A 13,236-nucleotide genomic window follows, 5' to 3' on the forward strand; every position below is an offset into this window, starting at 1 on the left:
AGCTGATCGGCTTACCCCACCCGCCCCCGACCGGGGGCTCCGCCCCGGACCCCGGTCCTCAAGCTCCCCCAGCTACCGCTGGGAGGTGCCCCCGGACGGGCTGGATTTCCAGCCCGTCCGGCGATGGGCGGGGCAGGGGCAGGGGCAGGGGATCACTGCTCCAGCGCGCGCAACTGGTCCGCGAACCAGCGGGCCGGTGGAAGCGCCGTCGCCGCCGCTGCCAGGCGCTTCGTGCGCTCGGCGCGTTCGCCGGGGTCCATCAGGAGGGCGAGGTGGAGGGCGCGGGCGGTGGCCTCGATGTCGTACGGGTTGATGATGATCGCCTCCTCGCCCAGCTCGGCGGCCGCGCCCGCCTCGCGGGAGAGGACCAGCGCGCAGCCGTGGTCGGAGACGACCGGGACCTCCTTGGCGACCAGGTTCATGCCGTCGCGGATGGGGTTGACCAGGGCCACGTCCGCGAGGCGGTAGGCGGCCAGGGAGCGCGGGAAGTCGTCCTCCAGATGGAGGGCGACCGGCTCCCAGCCGTCCGTGCCGAACTCGGAGTTGATCTCCCGGGCCAGCCGTCCGACCTCGGCCATGTAGTCGCGGTAGACCGCCAGGTCCTGCCGCGAGGGGTAGGCGAAGGCGATGTGCACCACCTTGCCGTGCCACTGCGGATGGTCCTGCAGCAGCCGCCGGTAGGCGCGCAGGCCGCGCACGATGTTCTTCGACAGCTCGGTGCGGTCCACCCGGACGATGACCCGGCGGCCCGGCCCGATCCGCTCCCGCAGCGCCGCCAGCCGCTCCTCGACGTCCGGCCGGTGCGCGCGCTCGCGCAGGAAGTCGGCGTCCGCGCCCAGCCCGTGCACGGCCAGCCGGGTCGTACGGCCCTCGAAGCGCACCGCCGTCACCGCACCGTCCTCGCGCACCGGTTCCGCGCCGAGCACGCTCTCGCAGCACGCGGCGAACGCCTCCGCCCAGCGCCGGGTCAGGAACGCGGCGCGGTCGCCGCCCAGGATGCCGCGCAGCACCTGTGCGGCGACGTCGTCGGGGAGCAGCCGGTAGTAGTCCGGCGGGGCCCAGGGGGTGTGCGAGAAGTGCCCGATGCGCAGGTCCGGGCGGCGCTCGCGCAGCAGCCGGGGGACCAGCGTCAGGTGGTAGTCCTGCACCAGCACGAAGGCGCCCGGCGCGGCCTCCTCGGCGATCGCGTCCGCGAAGGCGGTGTTGTAGGCCTCGTACGCCGCCCACTGGGCCCGGAAGCCGGCGTCGAAGGAGGGCTCCAGCGGCGTCTGCCACAGCATGTGGTGGACGAACCACAGGACGGAGTTGGCCACTCCGTTGTACGCGGCGGCGAAGGTCTCCGGCGCGATGTCCAGCATCCGCACGTGGAGGCCGCCGGTGTCGGCCGCGGCGAGCCGCCGGCCCGCGCGGCGGGCGGCCTCCCGGTCGCCCTCGCCCAGCGCGGCACACACCCACACCGCGGCGGCGCCCGTGGGGTCCCGCCCGATCTCGCTCAGGCCGGAGACCAGTCCGCCGCCGCCCCGCCCGGCCGCGAGCGAGCCGTCGCCGCGCAGCTTGTACGAGACGGGGCCCCGGTTGGAGGCCACGACGATCGGCGCGGCTGTGTCCGGGGCGTCCGGGATGTGCTCAACGACCATGACCGCAGCCTTGCCCCGGAGGGAACCGCTCAAACGTACGCTTACGCGGCGCGCCGCCGCGCGTACTCGGGTATCCCGGCCATCGGCGGCCGCTCCTCGGTGTCCACCGCGTACGTTCGCGGCACAAAACCCTCCGCCGTGCGCTCGAACTGGGTGAGCGCCGGACGCACCAGATGGCCGCGGGCCAGCCGCAGCTGCGCGGTGCGGTAGATCGCGGCGGCCATCCGGCCCAGGGCACGGCCGTCCTGGTGCCGGTGGACACGCACCCCCACGTCCACCTGGGCCAGCGCGTCCAGGCCCACCGTGTGCAGCGCGTCGACGAGCAGGCCCAGCTCCACGCCGTAGCCCACGGGGAACGGCAGCTGCTCCAGCAGCGAGCGGCGCGCCGCGTACTCGCCGCCCAGGGGCTGCACGAAACCCGCCAGCTGCGGCCAGTGCAGGTTCAGCAGCGGGCGGGCCACCAGCTCGGTCACCCGGCCACCCTGGCCGGAGACCTCTCCCAGCGGACGGTCGTACATCCCCTTGACGAAGTGGACGTCCGGGTCGGTCAGCAGCGGGCCGACGATGCCGGAGACGAAGCCGGCGGAGAAGTCCTTCAGGTCGGCGTCGATGAAACAGACGATGTCACCGGTCGTCGCCAGCAGCGACCGCCACAGCACCTCGCCCTTGCCGGGCAGCGCGGGCAGCCGCGGCAGGACCTCGTCACGGTGCACGACGCGCGCCCCGGCCGCCGCCGCGACCTCGCCCGTACGGTCGGTGGAACCGGAGTCCAGCACCACCAGCTCGTCCACCAGCGGAACGTCCGCGGACATCAGCTCCCGGCGGATCGTGGCCACGATGGCCCCGACCGTGGCCTCCTCGTTCAGCGCCGGCAGCACGACGCTGACCGTGCTGCCGGTGCCGCCCTTCGCGGCGAGAAGCCGGCCGAGCGGCCGGTCCGCCGCGGACCAGGACCGCCGGGCCAGCCAGCGCTCCACCTCTTCCAGCACGTGTACGACTCCTTGCGTGTGTCGCGTTCTGTGACGCATCTCGCGGTACGGACGGCCCTCTCAAGCGGCCGCCCCTTCCGTTACAGTCTTGAACAACGCGGACGGCCGCCCTATGTCGGGGTCGTCGTGCGGACAAATGCCTGGGCCGCGCCCAGTGCCATACCGCTCATCCAGAGGGGCAGAGGGACACGGCCCGTTGAAGCCCCGGCAACCCTCCAGCCGGTCTCGGTCATCCAGACGCGAGGCTCCCGGCGGGGAAGGTGCCAATTCCGTCTCGTGGTGAAGTCCGCCGCGAGGAAGATGAGGAGAAAGGGCCTCGCCTCCATGGCTGTGCAAGCCGTTGAAAGCGTTACAACTCCCGCAGCTTCCCCCTCGTTCGGCCCCGCCGTGGCGCTCTCCTGCCGCGAGTGCGGCGAGCGCTTCGAGCTCGGACCCCTCTTCGCCTGTGCCGTCTGCTTCGGCCCGCTGGAAGTGGCGTACGAGCTGCCGGCCGGCGACCCGGAAGCCCTCCGGCGCCGCATCGAGGCCGGCCCCGCGAACATCTGGCGGTACGCGCCCCTGCTGCCCGTCCCCGCCGACGTCGCCGACAGGCCGAACCTCAACCCGGGCCTCACCAAGCTCGTCCGGACCGACAACCTCGCCCGCGAGCTGGGCGTCACCGGCGGCCTGTACGTCAAGGACGACTCCGGCAACCCCACGCACTCCTTCAAGGACCGCGTCGTCGCCATCGCCGTCGAGGCCGCCCGCGCCTTCGGCTTCACCACCCTCTCGTGCTCCTCGACCGGCAACCTCGCCGGCGCGGTCGGCGCGGCGGCGGCCCGCGCGGGCCTGAAGTCCTGTGTGTTCATCCCGCACGACCTGGAGGCCGGCAAGGTCGTCATGGCCGCGGTCTACGGCGGCGACCTCGTCGGCATCGAGGGCACGTACGACGACGTCAACCGCTTCTGCTCCGAGCTCATCGGCGACCCGCTCGGCGAGGGCTGGGGCTTCGTCAACGTCAATCTGCGCCCGTACTACGGCGAGGGCTCGAAGACGCTCGCGTACGAGATCTGCGAGCAGCTGGGCTGGCGGCTGCCCGACCAGATCGTCGTGCCCATCGCGTCCGGTTCGCAGCTGACGAAGATCGACAAGGGGCTCCGGGAGCTCATCGCGCTCGGGCTGGTCGAGGACCGGCCGTACAAGATCTTCGGCGCTCAGGCGGAGGGCTGCTCGCCGGTGTCACGGGCGTTCAAGGACGGGCACGACGTCGTACGGCCGGTGAAGCCCGACACGATCGCGAAGTCACTCGCCATCGGCAATCCCGCCGACGGGCCGTACGTGCTCGACATCGCGCGGCGTACGGGCGGTGCCGTCGAGGACGTGACCGATGCCGAGATCGTCGACGGCATCAGGCTGCTGGCACGGACGGAGGGGATCTTCGCCGAGACGGCCGGCGGGGTGACGGTGGGCGTGACCCGCAAGCTGATCGAAAGCGGTGCGCTCGATCCGGCGCTGACCACGGTCGTGCTCAACACGGGGGACGGGCTGAAGACGCTCGACGCGGTGGCGGCGGGGCCGACGGTGACGATCCGGCCGTCGCTGGACGCGTTCCGGTCGGCCGGGCTCTAGCTCCCGCCGCCCGCCCTGTCCCTTCCCGTTTCTTCCCTTTCCTTCCTCAAGCGCCGGACGGGCTGATTCCGTCCGGCCTCACGCAGAGGTGACCCCATGAGCGTCAGCGTCCGCATCCCCACCATTCTTCGCACCTACACCTCCGGCAAGGCCGAGGTCACCGCCGAGGGGACCACCCTCGCCGAGGTCATCACATCCCTTGAGGCGAACCACCCCGGGATCGCCGCCCGTGTTCTCGACGAGGGCGGCAAGCTGCGCCGGTTCGTCAATGTGTACGTCAACGACGACGATGTGCGGTTCGAGGGCGGGCTCGGCACCGCCACGCCCGACGGGGCCGGTGTCTCGATCATTCCGGCGGTGGCGGGTGGCTGATCAGCTGCCTGATCAGTGGCCTGATCGATGACCCGATCAATGTCCGGATCAATGCCCGGATCATTGGCCTGAGCTTTTCGCAGCGTTCCTGTTCATTTCCTTGGAATCACCCTGGCCGTTAAACGGACGGGGTGATTCCGTCTGTTGAACCGCGATACAGTTGGGGCGTTCCCCCTCCGGTGTCACTGCCGAACGCATATGAGAACCCGTCAAGTTGTGCGCGTAACCTGTGCACGAATTGTCGGGTTGGTTGCGTTATGCCTGGTCCGACTTGCCCGGGAAGTAGTGGAAATCTGCGCTAATAAGCGATCGGCCGCGCCCGGAATTCTCGTCCGACTGACCTGTTGCAGACGGCATCCGTGCAGATACATTCAGCCGCGGTCGACGCGTTCCGGCGCACACCTCAGGGGTGTTCCCATGCCGTCATGGCATGGGGGCTGTCCGGGGGTGAGGTCTGACCCGGGTCCGCGAGGTGCGGTCCTGCGCAAGGGCCAGTAATAGGGGAGTTAGGCATGGCTCAGGGCACCGTCAAGTGGTTCAACGCGGAGAAGGGGTACGGCTTCATCGCGGTCGACGGTGGTGCGGATGTTTTCGTCCACTACAGCGCGATTCAGATGGACGGCTACCGCACCCTCGAGGAGGGGCAGCGAGTCGAGTTCGAGATCTCGCAGGGTCAGAAGGGGCCGCAGGCGGACATGGTGAGGCTGGCCGCCGGCTGATCGCGTCGCATCGACCACCGGCTCAAACGGCTCGCCGTCGAGGGGTCCGCACCTGTCAGGGTGCGGGCCCCTCGCGTGTGCGCGGGCCCGGGGCGGGGCAGGCTGCAGCGGGCGGGGCCTATGGGAGGTGCCCCGGCTACCGCTGGGTGCCCCCCTGCCACCGGGGGTGGATAACACGCGAACCGCTTGCACTCGGAGGGGTCGAGTGCTAATCATTGGGCTTAGCACTCTCCGGGTGAGAGTGACAGATTTGGACCGTCGGTGAGGCCGGCGAGCCAGGCGGAGCAAGGAACCGCAGGGCACGCAGGCCGTCCGTCGCGGGCGCCAGCGCGGTCCGGAGCAATCCACCCCGTCCCGTCTGGGAGGACCACTTCACATGGCCAAGATCATCGCGTTCGACGAGGAGGCACGGCGCGGTCTCGAGCGCGGGATGAACCAGCTCGCCGACGCCGTCAAGGTCACCCTCGGCCCCAAGGGCCGGAACGTCGTCCTCGAGAAGAAGTGGGGCGCCCCCACGATCACCAACGATGGTGTGTCCATCGCCAAGGAGATCGAGCTCGAGGACCCGTACGAGAAGATCGGCGCCGAGCTGGTCAAGGAGGTCGCGAAGAAGACGGACGACGTCGCCGGTGACGGCACGACGACCGCGACCGTCCTCGCCCAGGCGCTGGTCCGCGAGGGTCTGCGCAACGTGGCCGCCGGTGCCAACCCGATGGCGCTCAAGCGTGGCATCGAGAAGGCCGTCGAGGCCGTCTCCGCCGCCCTGCTCGAGCAGGCCAAGGATGTGGAGACCAAGGAGCAGATCGCCTCCACCGCCTCCATCTCCGCCGCCGACACCCAGATCGGCGAGCTCATCGCCGAGGCCATGGACAAGGTCGGCAAGGAAGGCGTCATCACCGTCGAGGAGTCGCAGACCTTCGGGCTCGAGCTTGAGCTCACCGAGGGCATGCGCTTCGACAAGGGCTACATCTCGGCGTACTTCGCCACCGACATGGAGCGTATGGAGGCGTCGCTCGACGACCCGTACATCCTGATCGTCAACTCGAAGATCGGCTCGGTCAAGGACCTGCTGCCGCTCCTCGAGAAGGTCATGCAGTCCGGCAAGCCGCTGCTGATCATCGCCGAGGACGTCGAGGGCGAGGCCCTGTCCACGCTGGTCGTCAACAAGATCCGCGGCACCTTCAAGTCCGTCGCCGTCAAGGCCCCGGGCTTCGGCGACCGCCGCAAGGCCATGCTGGGCGACATCGCCATCCTCACCGGTGGCACGGTCATCTCCGAGGAGGTCGGCCTCAAGCTGGAGAACGCCGGTCTCGACCTGCTCGGCCGCGCCCGCAAGGTCGTCATCACCAAGGACGAGACGACCATCGTCGACGGTGCCGGTGACAGCGACCAGGTCCAGGGCCGCGTCAACCAGATCCGCGCCGAGATCGAGAACAGCGACTCGGACTACGACCGCGAGAAGCTCCAGGAGCGCCTCGCGAAGCTGGCCGGCGGCGTGGCCGTCATCAAGGCCGGTGCCGCGACCGAGGTCGAGCTCAAGGAGCGCAAGCACCGCATCGAGGACGCCGTTCGCAACGCGAAGGCGGCCGTCGAGGAGGGCATCGTCGCCGGTGGTGGCGTGGCCCTGCTCCAGGCCTCCGCGGTCTTCGAGAAGCTCGAGCTCGAGGGCGACGAGGCCACCGGCGCCAACGCCGTGCGCCTGGCCCTGGAGGCCCCGCTCAAGCAGATCGCCGTCAACGGTGGTCTCGAGGGTGGCGTCATCGTCGAGAAGGTCCGCAACCTGCCCATCGGTCACGGCCTGAACGCCGCGACCGGCGAGTACGTGGACATGATCGCCGAGGGCATCATCGACCCGGCGAAGGTCACGCGTTCCGCTCTGCAGAACGCCGCGTCCATCGCCGCGCTCTTCCTGACCACCGAGGCCGTCATCGCCGACAAGCCGGAGAAGGCCTCCGCGGCCGCTCCGGGCGGCATGCCCGGCGGTGAGATGGACTTCTGATCGACCTCTGACGGTTGATCGCCTGTCCTCATGGACACCGGGGCGGCACTCCCTCACGGGGGTGCCGCCCCGGTGGCGTTTCCGGCCGTCCTCGACTCGGCGGCCTCCACCGCCTCCTCACGCGTGGTCAGCAGTACACGGTGCGGGAGCGGGGAGGCATCGGTGGCAGACTCCGCCGAGGCGGACGGGAGCGCGGACGCGGATGCGGACGGGGCGGGGCTCCTGCACACTGTGCTGCCGCGAGGCCCGGGGCAGGGCGGGACCCGGGTCGACGGCGATCCCGGGGCCGCCGCCCGCGCATGAGCCGGGCCCGCTCGTTCCGTGTTCCGCTGGAGGCGGCGGGTCCGGAGAACGACCCGGTAGGGGAAGGGCTCGGCGGAGCGACGACAACCCCGCCCGGACGCTATGTGTGCGGCGTACGAGCGGGGCTGGTTCGGTCCTTCAACCTCCGTCAGTCTTCGTCGGGCGGGATGATGAAGCACCGCGTGGGGCCAAGCTCGACGTCTCGGGAGAGTTCCGGGTCGGCTTCCTGGAACCTCGCCACGACGACCGCCAGGACGTCAGCAGTCGTGTCCTTGCGCGTCCTGGGGTCGGGGCTGTCGTACACGCGCCATGACCCCGCTGCGTTGTCCGGGACTTCCGGCGCGACCACCCCGGGGATTCCGAGGCGCCTCAGCGTGGCGTCCACTCGCCGGGCTTCTTCCGCGTCCATGCCCTCACCTTTCTCCGGTGCGTTGGGGAAGCCTGGCTACCGTCGCCCCCACTGCCCCCGCCGTGTGTGGCGCAGCCCCCGGGGTTGATCGGGCCGCAGCCTCCCGGCCCTCCTGGGGTGTGGGAGCAGTTCGCCGCCACGGGGACGAGAGCCTTGGTGGGGGCGGTCCACAGTTCGCCGTCCACGCGGTAGCCGGCCTGTTCGATGAGCGCCGTGGTCCGCGTGATGACGTGCGGGTCGTGGCGCGCCGGGTCCGGTCGCTCCGGGTAGTGGTGCACGAGCCGGAGGAAGCGGCGGCAACGGCGGAGCGGGTCATCACGCTGTCCGCCGGCGTGGCCAGCGAAAGGACGGCGGAGCGGGTCAGGGTCGTGCTCTCGCGACTGGAGCAGTTCCGGGACGTTCCGGAGGCCCGGGCCCTGCTCGACAGCGTCGCGTGAAGCCTGCCGGCGCCGAAACCCGCACACCGCCTGGAGCGCTGTCACGTTCCGGTCTGCGTCCCGAGCGCCACGCCCCCGTTCTGCGTGATCTTCAGATCGCGGCGAAATCCACCGTGGACCGCGCGAGACGGTCGATCTTGAAGAACACGATCACGTCGAACTCTGTGAGGCGGGCCAAGATTCGCTGGAGCCCCCCGGACGATCAAGCCCCGCGAGTAGCCGGATACGTCGATGTCCTCTCCAGCCGCTATCACCTGCCGGCCCCTGGCCTGGCACAACGCCTCGCAAGCCGCCCGTTGACGCTCCGGCGAGGTAGAATCATCTGTTTCCCGCGAAAGGCGGGCATGGACAGCCGCGCGTATTCCAGGCGCGTTGGCTGAGACGCCCTGGGCGGCGGGCGCGGAGCATTGCCCGAGCCGTGGCCGGTGTGGCGTCTGTCACGCTGACGATCCCATCTGCGGAGGTATGTGTGTCCTGCTTGATCGTCCAGAGCGACAAGACGCTGCTGCTGGAGGTGGACCACGAGCAGGCGGACGAGTGCCGCCGCGCTATCGCGCCGTTCGCCGAGCTGGAGCGGGCGCCCGAGCACATCCACACCTACCGGGTCACGCCGCTGGGGCTGTGGAACTCCCGTGCCGCGGGGCACGACGCCGAGCAGGTCATCGACGCGCTCGTCACGTACTCCCGCTACCCCGTGCCGCACGCCCTGCTCGTCGACATCGCCGAGACCATGGCCCGCTACGGGCGGCTGAAGCTGGTCAAGCACCCCACGCACGGCCTGGTCCTGGAGAGCACCGACCGGCCGGTGCTGGAGGAGATCCTCCGGTCGAAGAAGGTCCAGCCGCTCGTCGGGGCCCGCCTCGACCCCGACACCGTCGCCGTGCACCCGTCCGAGCGCGGGCAGATCAAGCAGACGCTGCTGAAGCTGGGCTGGCCGGCCGAGGACCTGGCCGGCTACGTCGACGGCGAGGCGCATCCCATCGAGCTGCGCGAGGACGGCTGGGCCCTGCGGCCGTACCAGCGGCAGGCCGTGGAGGGGTTCTGGCACGGCGGCTCGGGTGTGGTCGTGCTGCCCTGTGGTGCGGGAAAGACGCTCGTCGGCGCGGGCGCCATGGCCGAGGCCAAGGCGACGACGCTGATCCTGGTCACCAACACCGTCTCGGCCCGGCAGTGGAAGCACGAGCTGGTCAAGCGGACGTCGCTGACCGAGGAGGAGATCGGCGAGTACAGCGGTACGCGCAAGGAGATCCGCCCCGTCACGATTGCCACCTACCAGGTGCTGACGACGAAGCGGAAGGGCATCTACCGGCACCTGGAGCTGTTCGACTCCCGGGACTGGGGCCTGGTCGTCTACGACGAGGTGCACCTGCTGCCGGCGCCCGTCTTCAAGTTCACCGCGGACTTGCAGGCCCGGCGCCGACTCGGGCTGACCGCGACGCTCGTGCGCGAGGACGGCCGCGAGTCGGACGTCTTCTCCCTCATCGGGCCCAAGCGCTTCGACGCGCCCTGGAAGGAGATCGAGGCCCAGGGCTACATCGCGCCCGCCGACTGCGTCGAGGTGCGCGTCAATCTGACCGACTCCGAGCGGCTGGCGTACGCGACGGCCGAGACGGAGGAGAAGTACCGCTACTGCGCGACGACGGCCACCAAGCGGAAGGTCACCGAGGCGCTGGTGCGCAAGCACCAGGGTGAGCAGACGCTGGTCATCGGCCAGTACATCGACCAGCTGGACGAGCTGGGCGAGCATCTGGACGCGCCCGTCATCAAGGGCGAGACGAGCAACGCGCAGCGCGAGAAGCTCTTCAATGCCTTCCGGGAGGGCGAGATCTCGGTGCTCGTCGTCTCCAAGGTCGCGAACTTCTCCATCGACCTTCCGGAGGCGACGGTCGCCATCCAGGTCTCGGGCACCTTCGGCTCCCGCCAGGAGGAGGCCCAGCGCCTGGGCCGCGTGCTGCGCCCGAAGGCCGACGGCCACGAGGCCCGCTTCTACTCCGTCGTCGCCCGTGACACGGTCGACCAGGATTTCGCGGCGCACCGCCAGCGCTTCCTGGCCGAGCAGGGGTACGCGTACCGCATCGTGGACGCGGACTCGCTGCTGGCGGAGGAAGACGTCTGAGCCGTCCGGCCGGGCGGTGTGAAATCGCCTCACGTCGCAGATCGTGGCCGAGTACATGGTGTCGCGGGGCCGCCTGCTCCTCGTGGTTCTGAGGATCTTCGACGACGCGGACATCCATCTGGCTGAAGACCGACCCGGCCCGGGTGTGTGAGCCTCAGGCCTTGCGCTCGTCCGCGTACTCGCCGAGGAGGACGACGCTGACGGCCGCGCCGGCGAAGGCCTTGATCGCGCGGAGGGCGTGGGTGACGGCGGAGGCGGGGGGCCGGGCGCCGGCCGGGGTGAGGGATGCTGTGGTCATGTCCTCCATCATGGTTTCCGGCCGCGCCGGGCACATCGGTCTGCCGGTGTAAACGCGCGGGTGCGGGCGTACGACCCAAGGATCATGGCGTCCCCTACGGGAGGCGGACGGCAACCCTGAGGCGTCCCGGGGGCGTGGGAAAAACCGTTCGCGCCCTTGGTGCCGGCTGACTAGAATCCACGCTTCCCCCGCCTCCCGCATCGCTTACGGGAGCGCCGCCGCCCGGACGGAAACCGGCGGTTCCCGCTCACTCCGCCGTACGCCTGGAGGCTCCGCCGTGCCCGCGCAGCAAGTGACCGATGCGAACGACCCCCTTGAGCGTGAGCGAATCCACCTCGCCTCCTCCCGCTCCGCCCTGCGCGCGATGCGCGCCGACGTCGAGTCCCTCGACATCAAGGACGTCACCGCCAACTGGGTCAACGCCGCCGTGCTGCAGCGGCAGATCGAGGAGCGCATCACCGCCCTCGCCGACCTCGCGCACACCCCGCTCTTCTTCGGCCGACTGGACTACCTGCACGCCCCCGGCGCGGAGCAGGCGGAGGGGGCGGAGGGCGAGCTGTTCTACATCGGGCGCCGGCACGTGCACGACGCCGGTGGCGACCCGATGGTCATCGACTGGCGTGCGCCCGTCTCGCAGCCGTTCTACCGGGCCTCCAAGAAGGAGCCGATGGACGTGCGGCTGCGGCGCCGGTTCGGCTACACGGGCGGGGAGCTGACCGCGTACGAGGACGAGGACCTCACCGACGCCGCCGCGGACGACCGCACGAGCCGGCTGCTGCAGACCGAGATCGAGCGGCCGCGCGTGGGCCCGATGCGGGACATCGTCGCGACGATCCAGCCGGAGCAGGACGAGATCGTACGGTCCGGGATCGGCGGCACCGTGTGTGTGCAGGGCGCCCCCGGCACCGGGAAGACGGCGGTCGGCCTGCACCGTGTCGCCTATCTGCTCTACGCCCACCGCGAGCGGCTCGCCCGCACGGGCACACTGGTCATCGGGCCGAACCGGTCCTTCCTGCGCTACATCGAGCAAGTGCTGCCCGCGCTCGGTGAGTTGAACGTGGCGCAGGCGACCGTCGACGATCTCGTCGCGCACGTCGACGTGCGCGGGACCGACACCCCCGCCGCCGCCCGCGTCAAGGGTGACGCCCGCATGGCCGAGGTGCTGCGGCGCGCCGTACGGGCCGGGGTGACGATGCCCGTCGAGCCGGTGGTCGTGGTGCGGGGCTCGCGGCGCTGGCGGGTGCCGGCGTACGAGATCGAGGAGATGGTCCGCGAGCTGCTGGCCCGCGACATCCGCTACGGAGCCGCGCGCGAGGCGCTGCCGCAGCGCATCGCGCACGCCGTCCTCGTACGGATGGAGGAGGCGGGCGAGGCGCCCGACGACCGCGTGCAGGACGCCGTCGCGCGGGGCGCGGTGGTGAAGGCGGCCGTGAAGGCCATCTGGCCGGTGGTCGACCCGGCGAAGCTGGTGCTGCGGCTGCTGTCCGACGCCGGGTTCCTCGCGGAGCACGCGGACGGCGTGCTGGAGGAGGGCGAGCAGCGGGAGATCCTCTGGCCGCGGCCCGCCCGGAGCGTACGGTCCGCGAAGTGGTCGGCGGCGGATGCGGTGTTGATCGACGAGGCGTCGGACCTGGTCGCCCGGACGCACTCGCTCGGGCACGTGGTCCTGGACGAGGCGCAGGATCTGTCCCCCATGCAGTACCGGGCGGTGGGGCGCCGCTGCACGACGGGCTCGGCGACGATCCTCGGCGACCTCGCGCAGGGCACGACGCCCTGGGCGACGGGCAGTTGGCCCGAGGCGCTGGCGCACCTGGGCAAGGCCGACGCGCGCGTCGAGGAGCTGACCCGCGGTTTCCGCGTGCCGCGCGAGGTGATCGCGTACGCGTCGCGGCTGCTGCCGTTCATCGCCCCGGGGCTGGCGGAGGCGACGTCGGTGCGGGAGTCGGCGGGTTCGCTGGAGATCCGGGCGGTGGGGGAGGGCGGCCTGGACGCCGCCGTCGTCGACGCCTGCCGGGCCGCTCTGCGGCGGGAGGGGTCGGTGGGGCTGATCGCGGCCGATTCCAGGATCCCGGTGCTGGGGGCCGCGCTGGCGGCGGAGGGGCTGTCGTGGCTCGCGCCGGGCGAGGAGACGTCGGCGGAGGCGCGGCTGACGCTGGTGCCGGCGTCGCTGGCCAAGGGCCTGGAGTACGACTACGTGGTGCTGGAGGAGCCGGCGGCGGTCGTCGCCGGGGAGCCGGACGAGCGGACGGGGTTGCGGCGGCTGTACGTCGCGCTGACGCGGGCGGTGTCGGGGCTGGCGGTGGTCCACGCCGCGGCGCTTCCGCCGCAGCTCGCGTAGTCCGGCACCTG

13 protein-coding genes and 1 riboswitch are annotated in these 13,236 nt (G+C 71.0%); of the genes, 8 read left to right on the top strand and 5 right to left on the bottom strand.

Translation table 11 applies throughout. The features are described 5' to 3' along the window. Positions 1–152: 152 nt before the first annotated feature. Positions 153–1,637 (bottom strand): trehalose-6-phosphate synthase, encoded by a 1,485-nt coding sequence (locus tag AB0F13_RS00005; protein WP_362072493.1) that lies wholly within the window; start codon positions 1,635–1,637, stop codon positions 153–155. A 41-nt stretch (positions 1,638–1,678) separates the two neighbouring features. Then, entirely contained in the window at positions 1,679–2,626 is a 948-nt protein-coding gene (locus AB0F13_RS00010; protein WP_362072496.1) for a glucosyl-3-phosphoglycerate synthase, read from the bottom strand. A 163-nt stretch (positions 2,627–2,789) separates the two neighbouring features. Continuing rightward, a riboswitch (SAM riboswitch) is annotated at positions 2,790–2,933 on the top strand. Positions 2,934–2,950: 17 nt separating this feature from the next. Between AB0F13_RS00010 and thrC the strand changes: the two genes are divergently transcribed. From thrC to AB0F13_RS00035, 5 genes are all read left to right on the top strand, one after another. Next, complete coding sequence (thrC, locus tag AB0F13_RS00015) at positions 2,951–4,234, top strand: threonine synthase (RefSeq protein ID WP_362072499.1); 1,284 nt, start codon at positions 2,951–2,953, stop codon at positions 4,232–4,234. 96 nt (positions 4,235–4,330) lie between these two features. After that, positions 4,331–4,606 (top strand): MoaD/ThiS family protein, encoded by a 276-nt coding sequence (locus AB0F13_RS00020; protein ID WP_362072502.1) that lies wholly within the window; start codon positions 4,331–4,333, stop codon positions 4,604–4,606. A 512-nt stretch (positions 4,607–5,118) separates the two neighbouring features. Next, the gene (locus AB0F13_RS00025) at positions 5,119–5,325 is read left to right on the top strand and encodes a cold-shock protein (RefSeq protein ID WP_005486335.1); all 207 of its coding nucleotides are present in this window, start codon (positions 5,119–5,121) and stop codon (positions 5,323–5,325) included. A 376-nt stretch (positions 5,326–5,701) separates the two neighbouring features. Further along, positions 5,702–7,324, top strand: coding sequence for a chaperonin GroEL (groL, locus tag AB0F13_RS00030; protein ID WP_362072505.1), 1,623 nt, complete (start codon positions 5,702–5,704; stop codon positions 7,322–7,324). A gap of 162 nt (positions 7,325–7,486) precedes the next feature. Beyond that, positions 7,487–7,627, top strand: coding sequence for a hypothetical protein (locus AB0F13_RS00035; RefSeq protein ID WP_362072508.1), 141 nt, complete (start codon positions 7,487–7,489; stop codon positions 7,625–7,627). 148 nt (positions 7,628–7,775) lie between these two features. Here the strand turns inward: AB0F13_RS00035 and AB0F13_RS00040 are convergent, their stop codons facing one another. Beyond that, the gene (locus AB0F13_RS00040) at positions 7,776–8,036 is read right to left on the bottom strand and encodes a hypothetical protein (protein ID WP_362072510.1); all 261 of its coding nucleotides are present in this window, start codon (positions 8,034–8,036) and stop codon (positions 7,776–7,778) included. Positions 8,037–8,305: 269 nt separating this feature from the next. Between AB0F13_RS00040 and AB0F13_RS00045 the strand changes: the two genes are divergently transcribed. Beyond that, a complete protein-coding gene (locus tag AB0F13_RS00045) occupies positions 8,306–8,473 on the top strand; it encodes a hypothetical protein (protein WP_362072512.1) in 168 nt (55 codons plus the stop codon). A 91-nt stretch (positions 8,474–8,564) separates the two neighbouring features. Here AB0F13_RS00045 and AB0F13_RS00050 read toward each other — a convergent pair whose 3' ends face one another. Further along, complete coding sequence (locus AB0F13_RS00050) at positions 8,565–8,654, bottom strand: hypothetical protein (protein ID WP_362074388.1); 90 nt, start codon at positions 8,652–8,654, stop codon at positions 8,565–8,567. 288 nt (positions 8,655–8,942) lie between these two features. Between AB0F13_RS00050 and AB0F13_RS00055 the strand changes: the two genes are divergently transcribed. After that, positions 8,943–10,589, top strand: a complete 1,647-nt coding sequence (locus AB0F13_RS00055; RefSeq protein WP_362072514.1) for a DNA repair helicase XPB — start codon at positions 8,943–8,945, stop codon at positions 10,587–10,589. Positions 10,590–10,743: 154 nt separating this feature from the next. Here AB0F13_RS00055 and AB0F13_RS00060 read toward each other — a convergent pair whose 3' ends face one another. Next, positions 10,744–10,887: a hypothetical protein gene (locus AB0F13_RS00060; RefSeq protein ID WP_362072517.1), complete on the bottom strand. Its 144-nt coding sequence runs from the start codon at positions 10,885–10,887 to the stop codon at positions 10,744–10,746. 277 nt (positions 10,888–11,164) lie between these two features. Here AB0F13_RS00060 and AB0F13_RS00065 point away from each other — a divergent pair, with 277 nt between their 5' ends. Continuing rightward, the gene (locus AB0F13_RS00065) at positions 11,165–13,225 is read left to right on the top strand and encodes an AAA family ATPase (protein ID WP_362072520.1); all 2,061 of its coding nucleotides are present in this window, start codon (positions 11,165–11,167) and stop codon (positions 13,223–13,225) included. The last annotated feature ends 11 nt before the right edge of the window (positions 13,226–13,236 follow it).

Source organism: Streptomyces sp. NPDC026206, assembly GCF_040638465.1.
GTDB lineage: Bacteria > Actinomycetota > Actinomycetes > Streptomycetales > Streptomycetaceae > Streptomyces.

Coding starts and splice junctions, on each gene's coding strand:
- AB0F13_RS00005 (WP_362072493.1), bottom strand. CDS start 1,637: ATGGTCGTTGAGCACATCCCGGACGCCCCGGACACAGCCGCGCCGATC.
- thrC (WP_362072499.1), top strand. CDS start 2,951: ATGGCTGTGCAAGCCGTTGAAAGCGTTACAACTCCCGCAGCTTCCCCC.
- AB0F13_RS00020 (WP_362072502.1), top strand. CDS start 4,331: ATGAGCGTCAGCGTCCGCATCCCCACCATTCTTCGCACCTACACCTCC.
- AB0F13_RS00025 (WP_005486335.1), top strand. CDS start 5,119: ATGGCTCAGGGCACCGTCAAGTGGTTCAACGCGGAGAAGGGGTACGGC.
- groL (WP_362072505.1), top strand. CDS start 5,702: ATGGCCAAGATCATCGCGTTCGACGAGGAGGCACGGCGCGGTCTCGAG.
- AB0F13_RS00040 (WP_362072510.1), bottom strand. CDS start 8,036: ATGGACGCGGAAGAAGCCCGGCGAGTGGACGCCACGCTGAGGCGCCTC.
- AB0F13_RS00060 (WP_362072517.1), bottom strand. CDS start 10,887: ATGACCACAGCATCCCTCACCCCGGCCGGCGCCCGGCCCCCCGCCTCC.